Here is a 21,377-nt window from a genome sequence, read left to right as displayed (position 1 = left end):
CGTTCTTATCTATCTGTTGTCGTCAGGCAATCTTGAAACGGGCTACCGAGCGGCGCAGTTCTTCCGCCATCTGCGACAGCTCCCGCACCTGCTGGGCCGTGGTCCGCGTACCTTCACCGGTCTGCTCGGTCACCGCAAAAATGTGCTGGATGTTGGCGGCCACCACGTTCGCCGAATCGGCTTCGCGGGAGGCGGACTGCGAAATCTGCTCGATCAGCTCGGCGAGGCGGCGCGACACGCGGTCGATCTCGGTCAGCGCGGTACCCGCGTTGTCGGACAGCTTGGCCCCTTCGACCACACCCTGCGTGGAACGCTCCATGGCGCCCACCGCATCCTGCGTGTCGGTCTGAATTGCCTTCACCAGCGCCGAAATCTGGCGCGTGGCGTCTGCGGAGCGTTCGGCCAGTCGCTGAACTTCTTCCGCCACCACCGAGAAGCCTCGACCGGCTTCACCGGCGGATGCCGCTTGAATGGCGGCGTTCAGCGCCAGCACGTTCGTCTGTTCGGTAATGTCCGAGATCAGCTCGGTGATTTCGCCAATCTCCTGCGACGACTCGCCCAGGCGCTTGATCCGCTTGGAAGTTTCCTGGATCTGGTCGCGAATGGAGTTCATACCGCCGATGGCGTTCTGCACGGCCTGCAGACCCGACGATGCGGCTTGCAGCGACTGACGCGCCACCGTGGCGGACTCTTGCGCCTGCGTGGACACGCCGTTGATTCGCTCGGCCATGGTCAGCACCGACTGACCGGTTTCGCGAATTTCGCGCAGCTGTTCGGTCGAGGCGGCGAGCAGTTCGGTCGAGGTGTTTTCCACCTGCGACGTCGTCTGCGCCACGCGGGTTGCCGTGTTCTGCACGTTGCCCACCAGCAAACGCAGTTCTTCCACCGTGTAGTTCACCGAGTCGGCGATGGCGCCGGTGATGTCCTCGGTCACGGTCGCTTCCTGCGTCAGGTCGCCTTCGGCCACTGTCTGCAGTTCGTTCATCAGCCGAAGAATGGCGGCCTGGTTGGCGTTGTTGATGCGGCCGGCTTCTTCCGAAGTCTGCTCGGCAGCCAGACGCTCGCGTTCGGCGGTTGCGGCGCGTTCGCGGCCTTCGCGCACCTGCACGAAACCGATGGCGCCGGCGAGGGCCAGGGCGGCCAGCGACAGCACGAACAGCAGCACGATCGTTCCGGCGCCGAGGCCCGTGCGGGCGGACAGCTTGTCCTGCAGGTCGCCGAGCGACTTACGCAGCGGTTCGCTGTCGGTCAGGATGGACGCCTGCGCTTCACGCGCGGCCACCAGACCCTGCAGGTTGCCCAGAATGGCGGAGGCCTGCGTGCGCATCTGCTCGTAGGTCTTCAGGATGGCTTCGAGCTGCTGGCGCGTCTGCGGGTCTTTCGAGCCGGGGAAGCGCTGTTGCGCATTGCCGTCGAGCAGGCCGCGGGTGGTTTCCTGGAAGGTGTTCAGGTCCTTGCCGAGCAGGAACACGGCGTCGGGGTTCACACCCTCGACCGTGAAGAATTCGTTGGTCGACTTGCCGATGCGCTGCGTCAGCATCACGAGCTGGCCGGCCGCCGAAATTTCGGGCAGCGTGGCGTTCTGCTGCATCTTCAGCGAGGCGACGGTTTCCGTCATTTCGAGCAGCGTGGACGACTGCTGGTTGATGTCGCGCAAGGCGGCACCCACCTGGGTCAGGATCTGGCGCTGGGCCAGCACGGCCTTGGCGCTGGTGTCGGCGCGTGCGACGAGAGGATTGATCTTGTTCATCTCCTCGTCGTACTGGTTGCCCACGCGTTCGAGGCGCAATGCGTCGTCGCCGTTGGTCAGGCCCGAGACGCGGCGCGTCAGGTCGTCGGCGCTGTCCTTCACTTCGACGAACGCCGAGGCGCTGCCGACGAGGGCCTGGGAAATCGATTTCGCCAGACGCTGCGACTGCATCAGCGACTGGCCGGTGGCTGCCACCTGCTGGGCGAGGCGTTCCGCGCGAAGAATGGCGGAGCCGGCCACCAGGAGCAGCAGCAGCACCGTGACGGCCAGCAGGATGGCCAGGATCCGCTGCTGCTTTGCCTGGCTGGAGCCTGTCCGGCCCGCGGCCGGGATGGCCTCGAGCGCCGCCGCGTCGGGATTCTCGCCGCCGGCCAGGCCGTCGCCATCGGCGAAGCCGGTGGGCACAGGCGCAGCGGCGAAGGCGCTTTCGCCCTTTCTGGCGATGCGCACGGTTTTCTCGTCCGGAACCTGAACCGTATCGACATCGTCGAGCGATATCGAACCGGAGCCGTCGACGCGGGCCTTGTCGTTCCCGTTGCTCACGGGCAGTAATTTCTTGAACTTGTCGGCGATCGAGCTCACGGTCGGTCCTTCAGGTGGTTGCCAGTGCTTCGTGCCGAGGCACTACGCACCAATACTCAAAAACTGGGGTTGCTGCGAGAGTGCTTGCAGGTTGACTTCCTGCCAGCGCTCTCCTGCTGCGTCGGTGTACAGATGCCCATGCCACGCAGGTGCTTCTGCGCCCGGAGGTTCGGAGGCCGTGAAGGCCTCCGCGCCCCGCAACCCCGCCAGTCGGTCGACCAGCAATGCGCAGTTGACTTCGAGCAGCTCGTTGAACGCAACGAGCCGCGATTGGATGCGCGCCGCCTCGGTGGCGGCCAGTGCGCCGGGCCCGCCTGTGGCGAAGCCCGAGAGCTGGACGACGCCATAGAGGCCGCCGCGCAGGTTGGCGACGCCGAGGAACCACGGCGCCGTGTAGGGCACGGGCTGCGGCGGCGTCCAGGGAAAGATTTCGCCGGCGTGTCCCAGCGGGAAGAGGTACTTGCCCTCGCCCGCCTCGACGGCAAGCCACGTCGCGGCCACGCCTGTCGTGCGCGCAGCCTGCAGACGGCTTGCAAGCCGGGACTGGAAGGCTCTCAGTGCGTCGCGATTCGCCATGGACTCAGCCGACTCCCGCTCAGGCCAGCGCGCTGATCTTGGACATCAGATCCGCCGCGTTGACCGGCTTCACGATGTAGTCGCGTGCGCCCTGGCGCATGCCCCAGACGCGATCGGTTTCCTGGTTCTTGCTGGTGCACAGGATGATCGGGATGGCCGCGTACTTCGGGTCGCGGGCGATGGCGCGCGTGAGCTGGAAGCCGTTCTGGCCGGGCATGACCACGTCCATGAGGATCAGGTCGGGCTGGTCTTCTTCGAGGCGGCGCATCGCGTCGTCGGCGTTTTCGGCCGTCTTCACGGCGAAGCCGTTCTTCTGGAGGAGGTCGGTCAGAAACACCAATTCAGTCTTGGAGTCGTCGACGACGAGGATTTTTCGAATAGGCATTACTGCACTTCCTGTTGAACGATGCCAAACTGCTGCACGGCCTGCAGCAGTTGGTCTTTGGTGAAAGGCTTGGTCAGGTAGTCTTGCGACCCGACCATGCGGCCGCGGGCCTTGTCGAATACACCGTCTTTCGAAGACAGCATGACGACCGGAACCTTGGAGAAATGGGCGTTGCGCTTGATGATGGCGCACGTCTGGTAGCCATCGAGACGCGGCATGAGGATGTCGCAGAAAATCAGGTGGGGCTTGTGGTCGTTAACCTTGGAGAGCGCATCGAAACCGTCTTCCGCCAGAAGAACCTCGTGCCCACCCTGCTTCAGAAAAATCTCGGCACTGCGCCGGATGGTGTTGCTGTCATCAATGACCAGCACCTTGTAACCTGATCCATTCGGGCCCATTGCAAACGCTCCTGCTCATGAGACTTGGATGCCCGCCGCGCCGTACATCGACGCAGATCGCGTAGCCCTATGCCAATCTTCAGATTTCAACCATTTCGAAGTCTTCCTTGCGTGCACCGCACTCAGGACAGGTCCAGTTCATCGGAACATTGGCCCAGGCCGTGCCTGCCGCGATCCCGTCTTCCGGTACACCCACCGCTTCGTCATAGATCCACCCACAAATCAGGCACATCCAAGTTTTCGTATTCATCGGAGCTTAAAGTCCTTGTTCATTAAATGCAACGAGTGTATCTATGCGTATCTCACTGGCGAGCGATAAACGTCGCGCCTATGCCACCATCCAGGGGATTCCGCCCGGCGTATGACCATCTACTTACTTCCAGCAGACAACGCCCGCAAACCGGGCGATCTTAACGACCCCTCGCAGGACGCCGAAGAGGTCGCCGAACGCGACCTGAATCCGCCCTGCGTGCTGGTCTTCAATGCCAGCGATCCGAGCGGTGCCGGCGGCCTGGCGGCCGACGCCCTCGCCATGGCGTCGGTGGGCGCACACATTCTGCCCGTGGTGACGGGCGCCTACGCCCGGGACACGGCCGAGATATTCGACCATTTCGCGTTCGACGAGGAAGCCATCGCCGAGCAGGCGCGGGCCATCCTGGAGGACGTGGAAGTCCAGCTGATCAAGGTGGGTTTCGTCGGAACGCCCGATGCCCTGAGCACGATCGCCGAGACCGCCTCCGACTATCCCGAAGTGCCCGTCGTGGCCTACATGCCCAACCTGTCCTGGTGGGACGAGAACCAGATCGAAGCCTATCTGGACGCCTTTCGCGAGCTCGTTTTGCCCCAGACGACGGTGTTGGTCGGAAACCACAGCACGCTGTGGCGGTGGCTGCTTCCGGACTGGAGCGGCGAGCGAGCGCCCGGTGCGCGAGACATCGCCAAGGCCGCCGGCGAGTTCGGCGTGCCCTACACGCTGGTGACCGGCATGGTGCTGCCCGACCAGTTCATCGACAACGTGCTGGCCTCGCCGCAGTCGGTGCTCGCCAACGAGAAATACGAGCGGCTCGAGGCGGTCTTCGCCGGCGCGGGCGACACGCTCTCGGCCGCGCTGGCCGCCCTGCTTGCGAGCGGCACCGACCTAGTGGCCGCCACGAGCGAAGCCCTCGCCTACATGGACCGGTGCCTGGACGCGGGTTTCCGCCCCGGCATGGGCCACGTGCTGCCCGACCGCCTGTTCTGGGCCGAGCCCGAAGACGATGAGGGCGACGATGACCCGGACGCGCCCCAGGATTTCGCCTTGCCTCCCCATGACACCCGCCACTGATTGTTGAATTGATGACCGACAAGAACGACACCCTCTTCGAGCGCGCCCGCGCCGTGATCCCCGGCGGCGTGAATTCGCCCGTGCGCGCCTTCAAGGCCGTCGGCGGCACGCCGCGCTTTATCCAGCGCGCCCAAGGCGCCTATTTCTGGGACGCCAACGGCAAGCGCTACATCGACTACATCGGCTCCTGGGGTCCGATGATCCTGGGCCACGGCCACCCCGCGGTGGTCGAGGCGGTGCAGAAGGCCGTGCTCGAAGGCTTCTCCTACGGCGCCCCTACCGAGCGCGAGATCGAACTGGCCGAGGCCATCCTCGCGCTCGTGCCCTCCATGGAAATGGTGCGGCTCGTGAGCTCGGGCACCGAGGCCGCGATGAGCGCCCTGCGCCTGGCGCGCGGTGCCACCGGTCGCAAGAGCATCATCAAGTTCGAAGGCTGCTACCACGGCCATGCCGACGCACTGCTCGTGAAGGCCGGCTCCGGCCTCGCCACCTTCGGCAACCCGACCTCGGCCGGCGTGCCGCCCGAGGTGGTGCAGCACACCATCGTGCTCGAGTACAACAACCTGCAGCAGCTCGAGGAGGCCTTCTCGCTGCACGGCAACGACATCGCCTGCCTGATGATCGAAGCCATCGCCGGCAACATGAACTTCGTGCGCGCCACGCCCGAATTCGCCCGGCGCTGTCGCGAGCTCTGCACGAAGCACGGTGCGCTCCTGATCTTCGACGAGGTGATGACCGGCTTTCGCGTCGGCCTGCACGGCGCGCAGGGCGTGCTGGGCATCAAGCCCGACCTCACGGTGCTCGGCAAGGTCATCGGCGGCGGCATGCCGCTGGCGGCCTTCGGCGGTCCGCGCGCCATCATGGAACAGCTTGCGCCGCAGGGTCCGGTCTACCAGGCGGGCACGCTCTCGGGCAACCCGGTGGCCACGGCCTGCGGTCTCGCCACGCTGAAGGAGATCGCCAAGCCCGGTTTCTACGAAGCGCTCGGCAAGAAGACGCGCTCGCTGGTCGAGGGCCTGAAGGCCGCCGCAGCCGCGGAAGGCCAGCCCTTCAACGCCGACAGCGAAGGCGGCATGTTCGGCTTTTTCCTCATGAAGGGCCTGCCGCAAAACTATGCCACCGTGATGACAACCGACAACGCCAAGTTCAATGCGTTGTTTCATGGCTTGCTCGATCGCGGCGTGTATATTGCCCCCGCGCTTTACGAAGCTGGCTTCGTGAGCGCAGCGCACGGGGAGGACGACATCGCAGCCACCATAGAAGCGGCACGAGAGATTTTCAGAACGCCTTAGTCCATGAACGCCCTGCGCCTGCTGCCGGTATCGAGTGTTGCTCTTGCTCTTCTTCTACCCGGCCTGGCGCAAGCGCAGTCCTTCGAGCCGAAGAACATCTGGGTCAATCCGGGCTTCTATTCGGCGCACTTCGACAGCGGCAAGGGCCTGGAAAATTCCAACTTCGGCCTGGGCTTCGAGTACCCGCTGAACGACACCTACCGCATCACTGCGGGTGCGTTCCACAACAGCGACCGCAGGCAGTCGCACTACGTCGGGCTGTACGTGCTGCCCTTCGAGTTCTACGGCGTGAAGTTCGGCGCTGTGGTGGGCGGCTTCGACGGCTACCCCAACTATCGCAACGGCAACTGGTTCCCGGCGATCCTTCCGACGGCCGCCATCGAAGGCAAGAACTGGGGCCTGAACATCGCCTACGTGCCGACGATCAGGAACCGCCTCTACGGCGCGATCACCTTCCAGTTGAAGTACCGGTTCGGCACCCACGAATAGGCGGGCACCGAACCGCGCTTCCGTCAATGACGGAAGTGGCGCACGCCTGACAGGACCATCACCACGCCGCGCTCATCAGCGGCATCGATCACTTCCTGATCGCGCATCGAACCGCCCGGCTGGATCACGCAGCTCGCGCCCGCATCCACCACCACATCGAGGCCGTCGCGGAACGGGAAGAAGGCATCGCTCGCCACCGCCGTGTCCTTGAGCGACAGGCCCGCGTGTTCGGCCTTGATGCTTGCGATGCGGGCCGAGTCGAGGCGGCTCATCTGGCCCGCGCCGACGCCCATCGTCATGCCGTCGGCACAGAACACGATCGCGTTGCTCTTCACGTACTTCGCGACCTTCCATGCGAACAGCAGGTCCTGCAGTTGCTGCGGCGTGGGCTGCTTCTTGCTGACCACCTTGAGGTCGCTCGCGGCGAGCTCGTGGTTGTCGGCGGTCTGCATGAGCAGGCCCGAGCCGACGCGCTTCACGTCCATCAGGTTACGGCCGTTGTCCCAATCGGTGGCGCCGCCCGGCGGCAACGCAATTTCGAGGACGCGCACGTTGAGCTTGGCCTTGGTGGCCTGGAACACCTCGAGCGCCTCGGGCGTGTAGCCCGGTGCCATAAGCACTTCGACGAACTGCTTGTTGACAGCTTGCGCAGTGGCAAGGTCGACCGGCCGGTTGAAGGCGATGATGCCGCCGAAGGCCGAGGTCGGGTCGGTCTTGAAGGCCTTGGCGTAGGCCTCGTTCGCGTCCTTGCCCACGGCCACGCCGCAGGGATTGGCGTGCTTGACGATCACGCAGGCCGGCACGTCGAAGCTCTTGACGCATTCCCATGCCGCATCGGCGTCGGCGATGTTGTTGTAGCTGAGCTCCTTGCCTTGCAGCTGCTTGGCCGAGACGAGCGAGCCGGGCGCCGGATAGAGGTCGCGGTAGAACGCAGCCTGCTGGTGCGGGTTCTCGCCGTAGCGCAAGTCCTGCACCTTCACGAAGCGGCCGTTGCTTTGCGCAGGGAACAGCGAGCGCGTGGGCGCAGGCTGGCCGATGCTGGCGTCGAAGTCGATGGCCGAGAGGTAGTCGCTGATCGCGCCGTCGTAGTCGGCAATGCGGTTGAACGCGGCCACCGAGAACGCGAACTTGGTCTTGTCGCTGAGCTTGCCGGCTGCCTTGAGCTCGGCGAGCGCCACGGGGTACTGCGCCGCATCGGTGAGCACACCCACGTCCTTCCAGTTCTTGGCCGCGCTGCGCACCATGGCCGGGCCGCCGATGTCGATGTTCTCGATCGCGTCTTCCAGCGTGCAGCCGGGCTTGGCCACGGTCGACTCGAACGGATAGAGGTTGACGATCAGGAGGTCGATGGTGTCGATGCCGTGTTCCTTGATCGCCGCCACATGCGCGGGCAGGTCACGCCGCGCGAGCAGGCCGCCGTGGATCTTGGGGTGCAGCGTCTTCACGCGGCCGTCGAGCATTTCGGGAAAGCCGGTGTGGTCGGCGACTTCGGTCACCGGCAGGCCCGCATCGGCGAGCAGCTTGGCGGTGCCGCCGGTGGACAGCAGCTTGATGCCCAGCGCATGCAGCGCCTGGGCGAATTCGAGGATGCCGGTCTTGTCGGAAACGGAGATGAGTGCGGTCTGAGCCATGGGTATGCCGTGAAGTTATTTCAAAAGTTTGTGCTCGACCAATTTCTTGCGGAGCGTGTTTCGGTTGAGGCCCAGCCATTGCGCGGCCTTCGACTGGTTGCCCTCGGCGCGCGTCATCACGACATCGAGCAAAGGCTTCTCGACCACGCGCACGAGCATCTCGTACATGCCGTCGGGCTCGGTGCCGCGCAGGTCGCGAAAGTAGCTATCCAGACTGGTGCGCACGCAGTCTTCGATGTGTTTCTTGCTCATTGCTTCTTCTCTTCTTCTCTCAATCGACGGCGCAGGCCGTCTCCTCTTCACCGGACAGTTCTTCGGCCGCCTGGTGTGCGGGCATGCGGTCCATGCGGTCCGCAAGCCCGTCGAAATAGTCGCCGACCGCACGCAGTTGCTCCGCGCAGTCCTCGATGGTGTTCATCCGGCCGCGGAACGCTTCGCCGTCGGGCAGCGCGCGCACATACCAGCCGATGTGCTTGCGCGCGGTGCGCACGCCGCTGAAATCGCCGTAGAGCGCGTAGTGCTCCACCAGATGATCGAGCAGCAGGCGGCGGACTTCAACCACCAGCGGCGAGGCAAGGTAAGTGCCGGTATCCAGGAAGTGCGAGATCTCGCGAAAGATCCAGGGCCGGCCCTGCGCCGCGCGGCCGATCATCACCGCGTCTGCGCCGGTGGCCGCGAGCACGTCGCGCGCCTTCTCGGGCGAAGTGATGTCGCCGTTGGCCACCACCGGCACGCGCACCGCGGCCTTCACTGCCGCGATGGTGTCGTACTCGGCGTGGCCCTTGTAGCCCTGCTCACGCGTGCGGCCGTGCACGGTGAGCATCTGCACGCCGGCCGATTCGAAATCGCGCGCGAGCTTCACTGCATTGCGGTTGTCTTCGCTCCAGCCGGTGCGCATCTTGAGCGTGACCGGCACGTTGTAGGGTTGCGCCGCATCGACCACGGCCTGCACGATTTCAAGTGCCAGCGGCTCGTCGCGCATCAGCGCCGAACCCGCCCACTTGTTGCAGACCTTCTTGGCCGGGCAGCCCATGTTGATGTCGATGATCTGCGCGCCGCGCTCGATGTTGTAGACCGTGGCCTCGGCCATCATGGCCGCATCGGTGCCGGCGATCTGCACCGCAATGGGGCCCGGCTCGCCGTCGTGGTTGGCGCGGCGCGATGTCTTGAGCGTGCCCCAGAGTTCCTTGCGCGAGGTGACCATCTCGCTGACCGCATAACCCGCGCCGAGTTCGCGGCACAGCATGCGGAAGGGCCGGTCCGTCACGCCGGCCATGGGCGCGACGAACAGGCGGTTTTCCAGCGTGTGGGTGCCGATCTGCAAGGTCATGGGGAAGGAGGCGGTGCGCGTTCGGCTGCTGAAAAATGAGGCACGATTGTAGCCACCTGCGATTTCAGCGACTGAAACGATTTGCGCCTGCAGAACAGGCGTAAACACCAATGTTTCGCGGGGCTTTCTCCGACGTGGTTGCGATGTGGGCGCTGCCTATACTCCGCCGACCTTATGCAAGCTTGGCTCGACTCCCTCATGGCGCTGCTGGCGCTGCCGCAGTACGGCCTCTCGACGCTCTTCGTCGCCGCTTTCGTTTCCGCCACGCTGCTGCCGGTGGGCTCCGAGCCCATCCTGTTCGGCCTGCTCAGGCTCAACCCCGAGATGTTCTGGCCGGCCATCGCAGTCGCGACGGTAGGCAACACGCTGGGTGGCGCAGTCGACTGGTGGATGGGCTACGGCGCGCACAAGGTCGCCGACAAATACGCGCACTCGAAACATCACGTGCGCGTGCTCGGGTGGCTCGAACGCCTGGGACCGAAGGCGTGCCTGCTGAGCTGGTTGCCGCTGGTGGGCGATCCGCTGTGCGCAGTTGCGGGCTGGCTCAAGCTGCCGTTCTGGCCGTGCCTGGGCTACATGGCCATCGGGAAACTCCTGCGCTACGTCACGATGACGGTCGCGCTGCTCTACGTGTTCCCGTCGTGACGGAACTTCAGCTCAGCAGGCCGTAGGGGCCGCCGCGTTCCAGCGCACGCTTGTACGCAGGACGTGCATGAATGCGCTCCAGGTACGCCATCAGCTTCGGCCGCTTCGCATCGAGCCCGCCGCGCGCCTGTGCGGCTTCGATCACGAAACTCATCTGGATGTCGGCGCCGCTGAATTCATCGCCGGCGAACCACTCGCTCTTGCCGAGTTCGGACTCCATATAGTTCAGGTGGCTCGCGATGTTCGGATTGATGAAAGCCCCCTTGGTCTTGGCCGCAATGGCCTTGGCGATGGGCTTTGCGAAGAAGGGCATCTTTGTCGTCTCGATGCGGTCGAAGATCAGCTTGAGCAGAAGCGGCGACATCGCCGTGCCTTCGGCGAAGTGCATCCAGTAGCGATAGCGCAACGCCTCCGGCGTGCCGGCCGCGGGCGCGAGGCGGCCGTGGCCGTAGCGCTCGATCACCGTCTCGATGATCGCGCCCGATTCCGCGAGCGTGAGGCCGTCGTCGGTCGTCACCACCGGCGACTTGCCAAGCGGGTGAATGGCTTTGAGCGAAGCGGGCGCCAACATGGTTTGCGCATCGCGCTGGTAGTGAACGATCTCGTACGGCAGTTCGAGCTCTTCGAGCAGCCAGAGCACGCGCTGCGAGCGCGAATTGTTGAGGTGGTGAACGGTGAGCATGGCGGCGGGCCTTGTGGAGAAATCGGGGCGCGCGCAGTCTAACCAACGGCAGCGACCACGGGGCTTTGACACCCACCGATACAGCGCCCCCGCCTACGGGGAGCCGGAGGGCCGCTTCCTACACTCGTCCAGATGAAAAACTCCCTGCAGTCCTGGCCTTGGAAGCCCCTCGCAGCCGGCCTCTGGCTCGGCGCCCTGGCTTCGCACACGTGGGCACTGCAGCCCGAAGAAATCTTTCGCAAGGCATCGCCCGCGGTCTGGACCGTCAAGGGCGACCAAGGCAACAACAAGACCAGCGTCGGCAGCGCAGTGGCGGTCACGCCCGCGGCACTGGCCACGGCCTGCCATGTGGTGAACGGCGCCATGTCGGCCACCGTGACCCAGGGCCAGACCACCATCAAGATCAAGAGCATCCTGCGCGACCCCGACCCATCGCGCGACCTGTGCGTGCTGATGACGGAAACGCCGCTGCAGTTGCCAGCCGTGCAGATCGCACCGGTCGAAGGCCTGCGTGTCGGCCAGCGCGTGTTCGCCATCGGCAGCCCGCACGGACTCGAACTCACATTGAGCGAAGGGCTGATCTCCGCCTTGCGGCCCCGGTCGCAAGGCCAGTTGCCGATCATCCAGACCTCCGCGCCGGTGTCTTCGGGTTCGAGCGGCGGCGGGCTGTTCGATGAGGAGGGCCGGCTCGTCGGCGTCACCGACAGCGTGGCGCCCGGCGGTGCGAACCTCGGCTTTGCCTATCCGGCGCAGTGGGTGATGGAACTGCCGCAGCGCGTGATCGCGGAGATGACGAAGTGGCGCGAGCTGCTGAAGAACGTCGGCGTGGCGCTCAATGCCAACGGCGAGCCCGCGCCTTCAGGCCATGCCGACCTGGCCGACGAAGCCGGCCTGCCGGTCGTCGGCACCGACCCCGCGCAGATACGCGTCGCGTACCGCCAGTTTCTGCTGCAGGCGCGGCCGCGCGCTTTCCTGATCACGAGCGACAACAAGTTCGGCACGGCCACCAACTCGGCGGCGCTGACCGAGCATCTCAAGGGATGCGCGGAGCGCAAGGTGGTGTGTGCGGCTTATGCGGTGGACAACACGGTGGTGTGGGGCAAGCAGCAAGCCGCGAAGTAGACGGGGCTTACTTCACCCCCGCCTTGCGGAGCTCCTCCGCCGTGATGCGAACCAGCTTCTGGTCGCGCTGCACAACGATGGCAGTGTTTGTGCGCACCGCGGCCTCGCGTGCCGCCCGCGCGGCGCGCTGTATCGCAATCAGGGACGCGGGCAAGTCCTTGTCTTTCGCTTGGCTGAGTTGGTCACGGGTCATTGTGCTTCCTTCCACTCAATGAGAGCTGGCGCATCGCCAGCGCTGTCGTACAGGGCCCAGGCATCTACCGCAGTGCGATAGCGTCCATCGAAATTCTGTCGCCCTGCCCGGAAGCGGCGGCGAATCACGTCCTCTGGAATGTGATGGCCGCCTTGCCTGACGCGTTCGGCCACCCGCGCAATGGCCAATTCTGCGGTCGGTAGCGCCAGAAAGAAAAGGCTGACGTGATAGCCCGACGCACGCCACGCGCGGATATGACGCAGATAGCCCAGCCCCGACAGCGTCGTCTCGAATGCAAAGCTCTCTCTGCGGCCGACGCAACCTGCCATCTCTTCCAGCATCAGGCGTCCTGCCTTGATGGCTTGGTCTTCCGGCGCAAAAGGAGAAAGGCCAGCCGCAATCAGATCAGCATTGATGAACCGCGGACATTGCGCTTCTTCCGGCAGGAAGGCACGGGCGAAAGTGGTTTTGCCCGCACCGTTCGGTCCCGCGATGACAACGATCTTGGGATGGCTCATCGAAACGGGACTTGCACGCTCAGGAACTGAACAGGAAGTTCATCACGTCGCCATCCTTCACGACGTACTCCTTGCCTTCCGACCGCATCTTCCCCGCGTCCTTCGCGCCTTGTTCGCCCTTGAAGGCGATGTAGTCGTCGAACGCGATGGTCTGGGCGCGGATGTAGCCCTTCTCGAAATCGCCGTGAATCACGCCGGCCGCCTGCGGGCCGGTGTCGCCGATGTGGATGGTCCAGGCGCGCACTTCCTTCACGCCGGCGGTGAAGTAGGTCTGCAGGCCGAGGAGCTTGAAGGCCGCGCGGATCAGGCGGTTCAGGCCCGGCTCGTCCTGGCCGATTTCGGCGAGGAACATCTTCTTGTCCTCGTCGTCCATCTCGGCCAGGTCGGCTTCGATCTTGGCGCAGATGGCGACCACGGGCGCGCCCTGCTTGGCCGCGTATTCGCGCAGGCGGTCGAGGTAGGGGTTGTTCTCGAAGCCGTCTTCGGCCACGTTGCCCACGAACATCGCGGGCTTGGCGGTGATGAGCGTGAAGCTCTTGACCAGCGGTTGCTCTTCCTTCGTGAACTCGAGCGCGCGCACCGGGATGTTTTCATTCAGCGAGGCTTGGCAGCGTTCGAGCAGGCCGACGAGCTTTTGCGCTTCCTTGTCGCCCGAGCGCGCGACCTTGGTGTGGCGGTGCAGCGCCTTCTCGACCGTGGCCAAGTCGGCCAGGCAAAGCTCGGTCTGGATCACTTCGATGTCGGAGATCGGGTCGACCTTACCGGCCACGTGGATCACGTTCTCGTCGTCGAAGCAGCGCACCACGTTCACGGTGGCATCCGTCTCGCGGATGTGCGCGAGGAACTTGTTGCCCAGGCCTTCGCCGGTGCTGGCGCCGGCCACGAGGCCGGCGATGTCGACGAATTCGACGATGGCGGGCACCACGCGCTCGGGATTCACGATCTCGCTCAGCTGGGCCAGGCGCGGATCGGGCACTTCCACCACGCCCACGTTGGGCTCGATGGTGCAGAACGGATAGTTCTCCGCTGCGATGCCGGCCTTGGTCAACGCATTGAAAAGGGTGGATTTACCGACGTTGGGCAGGCCGACGATGCCGCATTGCAAACTCATGGGAGGTCCTCTTGGGTAACCCGCGATTTTAGGCGACCATGGTTTCATGCCCGCGCCACAGGTCATCGGCCACTTCCTCCATCACCCGAAATCTCAGGGTTAAACCGGATTAGCAAACGTTTGCGCAAACGTTTTCGTTGGTTAATATCGACACCCCCGGCACAGACCGGCGTACCGCTCAACCACCCCAGGAGACACACCATGAAGTTCACCCGCCGCACCCTGCAAAGCGCCGCCGCGCTCACGCTGCTGGGCGCCATCGCCGCCACGCCCGCCTTCGCACAGGACAAGCCCAAGGTCGCGCTGGTCATGAAGTCGCTGGCCAACGAGTTCTTCCGCACCATGGAAGACGGCGCCAAGGCACACAACAAGGCCAACGCCGCCAAGTACACGCTGGTGGCCAACGGCATCAAGGACGAGACCGACACCTCCGCCCAGATCAAGATGGTCGAGCAGATGGTGGCGCAGAAGATCAATGCGCTGGTCATCGCACCGGCCGATTCGAAGGCGCTGGTCCCGGTGATCAAGGCCGCGATCGACAAGGGCATCCTGGTCGTCAACATCGACAACCAGCTCGATGCCGCCGCGCTGAAGGAAAAGGGCATCCAGGTGCCGTTCGTCGGCCCCGACAACCGCGCCGGCGCCAAGCTGGTGGGCGATGCGCTGGCCAAGGAGCTGAAGGCGGGCGACAAGGTCGGCATCATCGAAGGCGTCTCGACCACCTTCAATGCGCAGCAGCGCACCCTCGGCTACCAGGACGCCATGAAGGCCGCCAACGTGACGGTGGTGGGCATGCAGTCGGGCCAGTGGGAAATCGACAAGGGCAACACGGTGGCCGCCGGCATGATGCGCGAGCACCCCGACCTCAAGGCGCTGCTCGCCGGCAACGACAGCATGGCGCTGGGCGCCGTGGCAGCGGTGAAGGCCGCGGGCAAGACCGGCAAGGTGCTGGTGGTGGGCTACGACAACATCGGCGCCATCAAGCCGATGCTCAAGGACGGCCGCGTGCTCGCCACCGCCGACCAGTTCGCAGCCAAGCAGGCCGTGTTCGGCATCGAGACCGCTCTGAAGGCCATCGCCGACAAGAAGAAGCAGTCGGAGATGCCCGCCGAAGTGAAGACCGACGTGGTGCTCGTCACCAAAGACTCCAAGTAAATGTTGCTCGCCCCCAGTCTTCGCGCACTTCGTGTCGCTTCGCCAACCCCCTACCGGGGGCAACACCTGAGGCCCGGCAAAGCCGGTTCCTCGGTGTTTCTGGAATAAGTGAGGTTGCCATCGATGGCTGAAAACGATCGCAGTACGCCTGTGCTCTCGCTGAGCGCGCTCGGCAAGGACTATGCGGCGCCGGTGCTGGACGACGTCTCGATCGTCCTGAACGCCGGCGAAGTGCTCGCCCTCACGGGCGAGAACGGCGCCGGCAAGAGCACGCTGTCCAAGATCGTCTGCGGCCTGGTGCAGCCCACGCGCGGCCAGATGCTGCTGGACGGCAAGCCCTTCCAGCCCGGCTCGCGCCGCGATGCCGAGCGCCTGGGCGTGCGCATGGTGATGCAGGAGCTGGGGCTGGTCACCACGCTGTCGGTGGCCGAGAACCTGCTGCTCGACCGCCTGCCCAACAAGACCGGCTGGATCCGCAAGGCGAAGCTGTACGAACTGGCTTCGCGCCAGCTCGCCAAGATCGGCATGGAGAACATCGACCCGGCCACGCCCGTCGCGCGACTGGGCATCGGCCAGCAGCAGATGGTGGAGATCGCGCGCAACCTGCAGGACGACACGCGCGTGCTGGTGCTCGACGAGCCCACCGCGATGCTCACGCCGCGCGAGACCTCGCACCTCTTCGAGCAGATCGAACTGCTGAAGGCGCGCGGCGTGGCGATCGTCTACGTGTCGCACCGCCTCGAAGAACTGCAGCGCATTGCCGACCGCGTGGCGGTGCTGCGCGACGGCAGGCTGGTGGACGTTCGCGCCATGGCCGGCGTGCGCGAGTCCGAGCTGGTGCAGCGCATGGTCGGCCGCGCGGTGCACGAGCACGAAGGGCGCGAGCGCCGCGTCGCGGGGCCGGTGCTGCTGAGCGCGCGCGGCCTCGGCCGGGCGCAGATGGTGCGCGATGTCGACCTCGACCTGCGCGCCGGAGAAATCATGGGCCTCGCCGGCCTGGTCGGCTCGGGCCGGACCGAGCTGGTTCGCCTGCTGTTCGGCGCCGACCGCGCGGACCGCGGCGAAATTTCTCTCTACGACGCGAAGACCGGTGCAGAACCGGTGCAACGCGTGCGCAAGGGCTGGCGCTCGCCGATGCAGGCGATTCGCGCCGGCATCGGCCTCGTCACCGAAGACCGCAAGTCACAGGGCTTGCTGCTCACGCAATCGATCCGCGTCAACGCGACGCTGAGCGACCTGGGCGCGATCTCGCACGCCGGCTGGCTCCAGCGCGCCAAGGAGCGCAACATCGCGCGGCAACTGGTGGAACTGTTGCGCATCCGCTCGCGCAGCATCGAACAACCCGTCGCCACATTGAGCGGCGGCAATCAGCAGAAGGTGGTGTTCGCACGCTGGCTGCACCGCGAATGCAAGGTGCTGCTGCTGGACGAACCGACGCGCGGCGTCGACGTCGGTGCGCGCGCCGACCTGTACGCCGAACTCGACCGCATGACCGACGCCGGCAAGGCCCTGCTGATGGTCTCGAGCGACCTGCGCGAGCTGATGGCCATGTGCGACCGCATCGGCGTGATGAGCGCGGGCCGGCTGGTCGCGGTGTTCGAGCGCGGCGAGTGGAGCGAACAATCGCTGCTCGCCGCCGCCTTCAGCGACGCCACCGGACGCCCCGCCGCCACGCCGGCATCTCCCTCCGCCCTCCCCGATTCGAACCCGGCCCAACCGGCCACCGCCGAGACACCATGAACGCAGCCGCCTCGAATTCCAACCCGCGCACCTCTGCACTGAAAGGCCAGCTGGGCACCTACCTCGGCCTCACGGTCGTACTGGTGGGCATGGTCGCGCTCTTCGGCTCGATGAGCGAATACTTCCTCACGCGCGACACCTTCATCTCGATCGCCAACGAAATCCCCGCGCTCGCCGTGATGGCGGTGGGCATGACCTTCGTGCTGATCATCGCGGGCATCGACCTGTCTGTCGGCTCGGTGCTCGCGCTTAGCGCGGCCGTGACGGCTGCGGCCATCCTCGAATGGAAGCTCTCCGTGCCGCTGGCCGCAGTGCTCGGCCTGGCCACCGGCCTGATCTGCGGCACGGTGACGGGCGCGGTGTCGGTCGCCTGGCGACTGCCGAGCTTCATCGTCTCGCTGGGCATGCTCGAAGCGGTGCGCGGCGGCGCGTACCTGGTCACCGATTCGCGCACGCAGTACGTCGGCGATGCGATCTCGGGCCTGGCCGCGCCGTGGATCGGCGGTATCTCCGCTGCTTTCGTGCTCGCGGTGGTGCTGGTGATCGTCGGGCAGATGGTGCTCACGCGCACGGTGTTCGGCCGGCATGTGGTGGGCATCGGCACGAACGAAGAGGCGATGCGCCTCGCGGGCGTCGATCCACGGCCGATCCGCATCATCGTGTTCGCCGTCACCGGTCTTCTCGCAGGGCTTGCGGGCCTGATGCAGTCGGCGCGCCTCGAAGCGGCCGACCCGAATGCGGGTGTCGGCATCGAGCTGCAGGTGATCGCGGCCGTGGTCATCGGCGGCACCAGCCTCATGGGCGGGCGCGGCTCGGTGGTCAACACCTTCTTCGGCGTGCTGATCATCGCGGTGCTCGAGGCCGGGCTCGCGCAGGTGGGCGCGAGCGAGCCGAGCAAACGGATCATCACGGGCGCCGTGATCGTGGTTGCGGTGATCATCGACACCTTGCGCCAACGCCGCGCGGATCGCCGCCTGGCCTGACGCCTCACGAGGAACGAGGAAAAACCATGGCCACCATCAAGGACGTCGCGCTGCGCGCGGGAGTCTCCGTCACCACCGTCTCGCACGTGGTCAACGACACGCGCCATGTGAGCGCCAAGGGCCGCGAGCGGGTCGAGCTCGCCATCCGCGAACTGGGCTACGTGCCCAACGCGATGGCACGCAGCCTGAAGAGCAACACCACCTCGACGCTCGGGATGCTGATTCCGAACAGCTCCAACCCCTACTTCGCCGAGATCGTGCGCATCGTGGAAGACCGGTGCTTCGGCGCCGGCTACACGCTGGTGCTGTGCAACACCGACGACGAGCCCCGTCGCCAAAGCGTGTACCTGCAGGTGCTGGCCGAGCGCCGCATCGACGGGCTGATCGTGGTGTCGACGGGCGACGACGATTCGCTGGTCACGCAACTGCAAGGCCTGCGCATCCCCACGGTGCTGGTCGACCGCGAGATCGCCGACCCGAGCTGCGACCTGGTGGAAACCGCACACATGCAGGGCGGCCTGCTCGCGGTGCGGCACCTCTTGTCGCTCGGCCACAAGCGCATCGCCTGCATCGGCGGACCGGTGGGCCTCACGCCCAGCGAGCAGCGCATCGAAGGCTGGCGCATGGCGCTGGCCGAGGCCGGAACCACACCGAACGCCGATGCGCTGCTGTGGCGCGGCGCGTTCACCAGCCAGAGCGGCTACGAGGCGATGCACGCCATCCTGCGCACCGAACATCCGCCTTCGGCCGTGTTCGTCTGCAACGACCTGATGGCCATCGGCGCATTGCGCGCCGCGCACGAAAGCGGCGTGCACGTGCCCGACGAGCTCTCGATCGTCGGCTTCGACGACATCGAACTCTCGGCCTACACCAGCCCGCCACTCACCACCGTGGCACAGCCCAAGGAGCGCATCGGCGCGCTGGCGGTCGACATGCTGCTGGAGCGCGTGGGCGGCAAGCGGCGCGATGCGCGCAAGGTGGTGCTGCAGCCCGAGTTGCGGGTGCGCGCCTCGACCGCGCGCCATGCGAGCTTCAAGGAAGCCACCGCGCCCGCGCCTTCTTCTTCGACGCCCGCCTCCGGCGCGGCGCCTTCAACGGAAAACCGAAAGTCCCGCACCCCGTGAGTTCGAAGCCTTCTTCCCGCAGCCCCGATTCGTCGGCACCACGCATCGTGGTGCTCGGCAGCCTCAACATGGACCTGGTGCTGCGCGTCCCCCATGCACCGGCCGCGGGCGAAACCCTGATCGGCCATTCGATCGCCAACATTCCCGGCGGCAAGGGCGCCAACCAGGCGGTGAGCTGCGCGCGCGAAGGCGGACAGGTGCGCATGATCGGCTGCGTGGGCAACGACGCCCACGGCCGCGCGCTGCGCGAATCGCTGGAGCGCGACGGCATCGACACTGCCGCGCTGCGCACGGTCGATGCCGAGCCCACAGGAACGGCGCTGATCCTGGTGGAAGACAGCGGGCAGAACCGCATCGTGATGATTCCCGGCGCCAACGCGAAGGTCGAAATCGACGAAGCGGCGCTGCGCCAGCAAGTACAGGGCGCGGCCTTTCTCGTGATGCAGTTCGAGACGCCGATGGACCAGATCGCGCGCGCGATCTCGGTGGCGCATGAAGCGGGCTGCAAGGTGCTGCTCAACCCGTCGCCGGTGCAGGCGATTGCCGAGCCGCTCTGGCCGCGCATCGACACGCTGGTGGTCAACGAGATCGAAGCGCAGACGCTGTGCGGCCAGTCCGCCGACAGTCCTCAGGAAGCCGCGCTGGCCGGCAAGGCGCTGCGCGCCAAGGGCATCGCGCGCGTGGTCGTCACGCTCGGTTCGCGCGGCGCGGTGGCCGTCGACGCCGATGGTGCGCGTCACCATCCCGCGCCGAAGGTGCAGGCGGTCGACACCACCGCCGCCGGCGACACTTTTCTCGGTGCGCTGGCCGTGGCGCTGGGCGAAGGCCAATCGTTCGACGAAGCCGTGCGCCTGGGCATCCGCGCTGCGGCGCTCTGCATCCAGCAGTCCGGCGCCCAACCCTCCATTCCGCAGCGCGACGCCGTGCTGCAGAGTCCCCTGCCTCCCGACTGGATCACGCTGTGAAACGCTCTCCCCTGTTGCACGCCGAACTCTCGCAAGTGATTGCCGCGCTGGGGCATGGCGACATGGTGGTCATCGGCGATGCGGGCCTGCCGATTCCCGATGGCCCGAAGCGCATCGACCTCGCGCTCACGCCCGGCATTCCGCGCGTTGCAGACGTGCTCAAGGCCGTGCTGTCGGAGATGCAGGTGGAGCGCGCGCTGCTGGCGCGCGAGGCGGTGGAGCAACTGCCCGCCGGCACGCTGCCCGCATGGTGCGAGGGCCAATTGGCCGTGGTGCCGGAGACGATCTCGCACGAGGAACTCAAACGCCTGAGCGCACGGGCCAGAGCCGTCATCCGCACCGGCGAATGCACGCCCTACGCCAACATCGTGCTGTGCGCCGGCGTGACGTTCTGAGTCATTCGAACCGGTAGTTCGCGCCCACGGTCTGCCCGACCTTGAGCATGTATTCGACGCCCTGCACCACGATGCAGTTCATGCCGAAGGTGATGCCCCCATCGACGCGCGCATCCGCGCGGTAGGTGCGCAGCACGTTGCCGACCTCAGGGCTGCTGACGGCGGTGGCCGGGTCGATGTCGGGAATCGGGCAGCGCGTGCAGGGCTTGACCGGCTTCAGTTCGGCTTCGCCTTCGCCCGTGGTGACGTGCAGCGCATCGACGCGGTCTTCGTCATGCGACTCGATGCCGGCCAGCACGATGTTGGGCCGGAAGCGCTCGATGCCGACCGCTTCGTGCCCCGCCGCCGCGAGCCGTCCGTTGAGTTCGGCCAGCGAACCCTCGCTCGCCACCAGCAGCGGATAGCCGTCGGCAAACTGGTTCAGCGCCTCGACACCGTCGGTCCACTTGAGGCTCGACAGGCGTTTCTGCTCGGGGTCGAAGCGCACCAGCCGCAAGGTCTGCGGCTTGCCGGGCTCGGAGAGGAAATCGCTGAACCACTGGGCGGCGATGTCGCCCATGTCGTAGGCAGCCACTTCGTCTTTCCACACGCGCACGCGCACCGGCTTCTCGACCCGGTCGAAGGCCAGGTGCAGGGCCAGCATGCCGGGGGCGCGCAGCACCACTTCCATGTGCTTCATCTGCGGCTTGATGAGCGCCATGCGCGGGATCTGGCGCTGGGTGACGAATTCGCCGTTGGCATCGACCACCATCCAGGCCCGGTCGAACTCCAGGCCGGTTTCGGTCAGCAGCATTTCATTCAGCTCGACACCGGCACATGACTTGACGGGGTAGACGAACAGGCGCGAGATGGTGGCTTCGAGGTCGAAAACGGGCTGCGACACGGTGGGGTTCCTTGGATCCTTGGAAAGCGACCGCGATTGTCCCGCATCCGCGCCGTCGGGAAGCCCCTCGCCCACCGGGGGCAGGCGCAGGGCGCCGGCGAACG

The 21,377-nt window shown here is 65.9% G+C and carries 24 protein-coding genes; 11 read left to right on the top strand and 13 right to left on the bottom strand.

What is annotated here, in order from left to right; genetic code table 11:
* Positions 1 to 22: 22 nt before the first annotated feature.
* The 5 genes from ACSFA7_RS28950 to ACSFA7_RS28930 form a co-directional block, all read right to left on the bottom strand.
* Positions 23 to 2,332 carry a methyl-accepting chemotaxis protein gene (locus tag ACSFA7_RS28950; RefSeq protein WP_206175594.1) on the bottom strand — a complete coding sequence of 770 codons (2,310 nt, stop codon included), beginning with the start codon at positions 2,330 to 2,332 and terminating at the stop codon, positions 23 to 25.
* A gap of 42 nt (positions 2,333 to 2,374) precedes the next feature.
* On the bottom strand, positions 2,375 to 2,908 hold the full coding sequence (locus tag ACSFA7_RS28945) for a chemotaxis protein CheW (protein ID WP_435502539.1): 534 nt from the start codon (positions 2,906 to 2,908) through the stop codon (positions 2,375 to 2,377).
* 19 nt (positions 2,909 to 2,927) lie between these two features.
* Positions 2,928 to 3,293 (bottom strand): response regulator, encoded by a 366-nt coding sequence (locus ACSFA7_RS28940; RefSeq protein ID WP_013543587.1) that lies wholly within the window; start codon positions 3,291 to 3,293, stop codon positions 2,928 to 2,930.
* Positions 3,293 to 3,691 (bottom strand): response regulator, encoded by a 399-nt coding sequence (locus ACSFA7_RS28935; protein WP_013543588.1) that lies wholly within the window; start codon positions 3,689 to 3,691, stop codon positions 3,293 to 3,295. Before ACSFA7_RS28935 ends, ACSFA7_RS28940 begins: the two co-directional genes overlap by 1 nt.
* Before the next feature lie 79 nt (positions 3,692 to 3,770).
* Positions 3,771 to 3,941 carry a rubredoxin gene (locus tag ACSFA7_RS28930; protein ID WP_435502538.1) on the bottom strand — a complete coding sequence of 57 codons (171 nt, stop codon included), beginning with the start codon at positions 3,939 to 3,941 and terminating at the stop codon, positions 3,771 to 3,773.
* 111 nt (positions 3,942 to 4,052) lie between these two features.
* Here ACSFA7_RS28930 and thiD point away from each other — a divergent pair, with 111 nt between their 5' ends.
* Genes thiD through ACSFA7_RS28915 form a run of 3 tightly spaced genes read left to right on the top strand, consistent with a single transcriptional unit; the run spans position 4,053 to position 6,796 of the window.
* Positions 4,053 to 5,015 (top strand): bifunctional hydroxymethylpyrimidine kinase/phosphomethylpyrimidine kinase, encoded by a 963-nt coding sequence (thiD, locus tag ACSFA7_RS28925; RefSeq protein WP_206175596.1) that lies wholly within the window; start codon positions 4,053 to 4,055, stop codon positions 5,013 to 5,015.
* A gap of 11 nt (positions 5,016 to 5,026) precedes the next feature.
* On the top strand, positions 5,027 to 6,307 hold the full coding sequence (gene hemL / locus ACSFA7_RS28920) for a glutamate-1-semialdehyde 2,1-aminomutase (RefSeq protein WP_435502537.1): 1,281 nt from the start codon (positions 5,027 to 5,029) through the stop codon (positions 6,305 to 6,307).
* 3 nt (positions 6,308 to 6,310) lie between these two features.
* The gene (locus tag ACSFA7_RS28915; RefSeq protein ID WP_435502536.1) at positions 6,311 to 6,796 is read left to right on the top strand and encodes a hypothetical protein; all 486 of its coding nucleotides are present in this window, start codon (positions 6,311 to 6,313) and stop codon (positions 6,794 to 6,796) included.
* A 23-nt stretch (positions 6,797 to 6,819) separates the two neighbouring features.
* Here ACSFA7_RS28915 and purH read toward each other — a convergent pair whose 3' ends face one another.
* Genes purH through dusB form a run of 3 tightly spaced genes read right to left on the bottom strand, consistent with a single transcriptional unit; the run spans position 6,820 to position 9,757 of the window.
* Positions 6,820 to 8,427, bottom strand: coding sequence for a bifunctional phosphoribosylaminoimidazolecarboxamide formyltransferase/IMP cyclohydrolase (purH, locus tag ACSFA7_RS28910; RefSeq protein WP_435502535.1), 1,608 nt, complete (start codon positions 8,425 to 8,427; stop codon positions 6,820 to 6,822).
* 15 nt (positions 8,428 to 8,442) lie between these two features.
* Positions 8,443 to 8,679 carry a Fis family transcriptional regulator gene (locus tag ACSFA7_RS28905; RefSeq protein ID WP_007838304.1) on the bottom strand — a complete coding sequence of 79 codons (237 nt, stop codon included), beginning with the start codon at positions 8,677 to 8,679 and terminating at the stop codon, positions 8,443 to 8,445.
* Between the two features lie 19 nt (positions 8,680 to 8,698).
* On the bottom strand, positions 8,699 to 9,757 hold the full coding sequence (gene dusB / locus ACSFA7_RS28900; protein WP_206175600.1) for a tRNA dihydrouridine synthase DusB: 1,059 nt from the start codon (positions 9,755 to 9,757) through the stop codon (positions 8,699 to 8,701).
* Between the two features lie 174 nt (positions 9,758 to 9,931).
* Between dusB and ACSFA7_RS28895 the strand changes: the two genes are divergently transcribed.
* Complete coding sequence (locus ACSFA7_RS28895; protein ID WP_435502534.1) at positions 9,932 to 10,402, top strand: YqaA family protein; 471 nt, start codon at positions 9,932 to 9,934, stop codon at positions 10,400 to 10,402.
* Between the two features lie 7 nt (positions 10,403 to 10,409).
* Here ACSFA7_RS28895 and ACSFA7_RS28890 read toward each other — a convergent pair whose 3' ends face one another.
* On the bottom strand, positions 10,410 to 11,084 hold the full coding sequence (locus tag ACSFA7_RS28890; protein ID WP_435502533.1) for a glutathione S-transferase: 675 nt from the start codon (positions 11,082 to 11,084) through the stop codon (positions 10,410 to 10,412).
* A gap of 132 nt (positions 11,085 to 11,216) precedes the next feature.
* Here ACSFA7_RS28890 and ACSFA7_RS28885 point away from each other — a divergent pair, with 132 nt between their 5' ends.
* Entirely contained in the window at positions 11,217 to 12,206 is a 990-nt protein-coding gene (locus ACSFA7_RS28885; protein ID WP_435502532.1) for a trypsin-like peptidase domain-containing protein, read from the top strand.
* Between the two features lie 7 nt (positions 12,207 to 12,213).
* Here the strand turns inward: ACSFA7_RS28885 and ACSFA7_RS28880 are convergent, their stop codons facing one another.
* The 3 genes from ACSFA7_RS28880 to ychF are packed head-to-tail and all read right to left on the bottom strand — an operon-like array spanning position 12,214 to position 14,028.
* Positions 12,214 to 12,399, bottom strand: a complete 186-nt coding sequence (locus tag ACSFA7_RS28880; protein ID WP_435502531.1) for a hypothetical protein — start codon at positions 12,397 to 12,399, stop codon at positions 12,214 to 12,216.
* Positions 12,396 to 12,917, bottom strand: a complete 522-nt coding sequence (locus ACSFA7_RS28875) for an ATPase (RefSeq protein ID WP_435502530.1) — start codon at positions 12,915 to 12,917, stop codon at positions 12,396 to 12,398. Before ACSFA7_RS28875 ends, ACSFA7_RS28880 begins: the two co-directional genes overlap by 4 nt.
* A gap of 19 nt (positions 12,918 to 12,936) precedes the next feature.
* Positions 12,937 to 14,028, bottom strand: coding sequence for a redox-regulated ATPase YchF (ychF, locus tag ACSFA7_RS28870; RefSeq protein ID WP_435502529.1), 1,092 nt, complete (start codon positions 14,026 to 14,028; stop codon positions 12,937 to 12,939).
* 201 nt (positions 14,029 to 14,229) lie between these two features.
* Between ychF and ACSFA7_RS28865 the strand changes: the two genes are divergently transcribed.
* The 6 genes from ACSFA7_RS28865 to rbsD all read left to right on the top strand — a co-directional run bounded on the left by ACSFA7_RS28865 (position 14,230) and on the right by rbsD (position 20,390).
* A complete protein-coding gene (locus tag ACSFA7_RS28865; RefSeq protein WP_435502528.1) occupies positions 14,230 to 15,183 on the top strand; it encodes a sugar ABC transporter substrate-binding protein in 954 nt (317 codons plus the stop codon).
* 123 nt (positions 15,184 to 15,306) lie between these two features.
* Positions 15,307 to 16,923: a sugar ABC transporter ATP-binding protein gene (locus tag ACSFA7_RS28860; RefSeq protein ID WP_435502527.1), complete on the top strand. Its 1,617-nt coding sequence runs from the start codon at positions 15,307 to 15,309 to the stop codon at positions 16,921 to 16,923.
* A complete protein-coding gene (locus ACSFA7_RS28855; protein WP_435502526.1) occupies positions 16,920 to 17,906 on the top strand; it encodes an ABC transporter permease in 987 nt (328 codons plus the stop codon). The genes ACSFA7_RS28860 and ACSFA7_RS28855 overlap by 4 nt, the downstream gene beginning before the upstream one ends.
* A gap of 26 nt (positions 17,907 to 17,932) precedes the next feature.
* A complete protein-coding gene (locus ACSFA7_RS28850; RefSeq protein WP_435502525.1) occupies positions 17,933 to 19,030 on the top strand; it encodes a LacI family DNA-binding transcriptional regulator in 1,098 nt (365 codons plus the stop codon).
* Positions 19,027 to 19,995 carry a ribokinase gene (gene rbsK, locus ACSFA7_RS28845; protein ID WP_435502524.1) on the top strand — a complete coding sequence of 323 codons (969 nt, stop codon included), beginning with the start codon at positions 19,027 to 19,029 and terminating at the stop codon, positions 19,993 to 19,995. The genes ACSFA7_RS28850 and rbsK overlap by 4 nt, the downstream gene beginning before the upstream one ends.
* Positions 19,992 to 20,390, top strand: coding sequence for a D-ribose pyranase (rbsD, locus tag ACSFA7_RS28840; protein WP_206175610.1), 399 nt, complete (start codon positions 19,992 to 19,994; stop codon positions 20,388 to 20,390). The genes rbsK and rbsD overlap by 4 nt, the downstream gene beginning before the upstream one ends.
* 1 nt (position 20,391) lies before the next feature.
* Here the strand turns inward: rbsD and ACSFA7_RS28835 are convergent, their stop codons facing one another.
* Positions 20,392 to 21,273, bottom strand: a complete 882-nt coding sequence (locus ACSFA7_RS28835; RefSeq protein ID WP_435502523.1) for an MOSC domain-containing protein — start codon at positions 21,271 to 21,273, stop codon at positions 20,392 to 20,394.
* Positions 21,274 to 21,377: the final 104 nt, after the last annotated feature.

This window comes from Variovorax trehalosi (genome assembly GCF_051216415.1).
GTDB lineage: Bacteria > Pseudomonadota > Gammaproteobacteria > Burkholderiales > Burkholderiaceae_C > Variovorax.
Note: the sequence above shows the minus strand (reverse complement) of the source record. Positions and strands in the feature narration are given on the sequence as shown.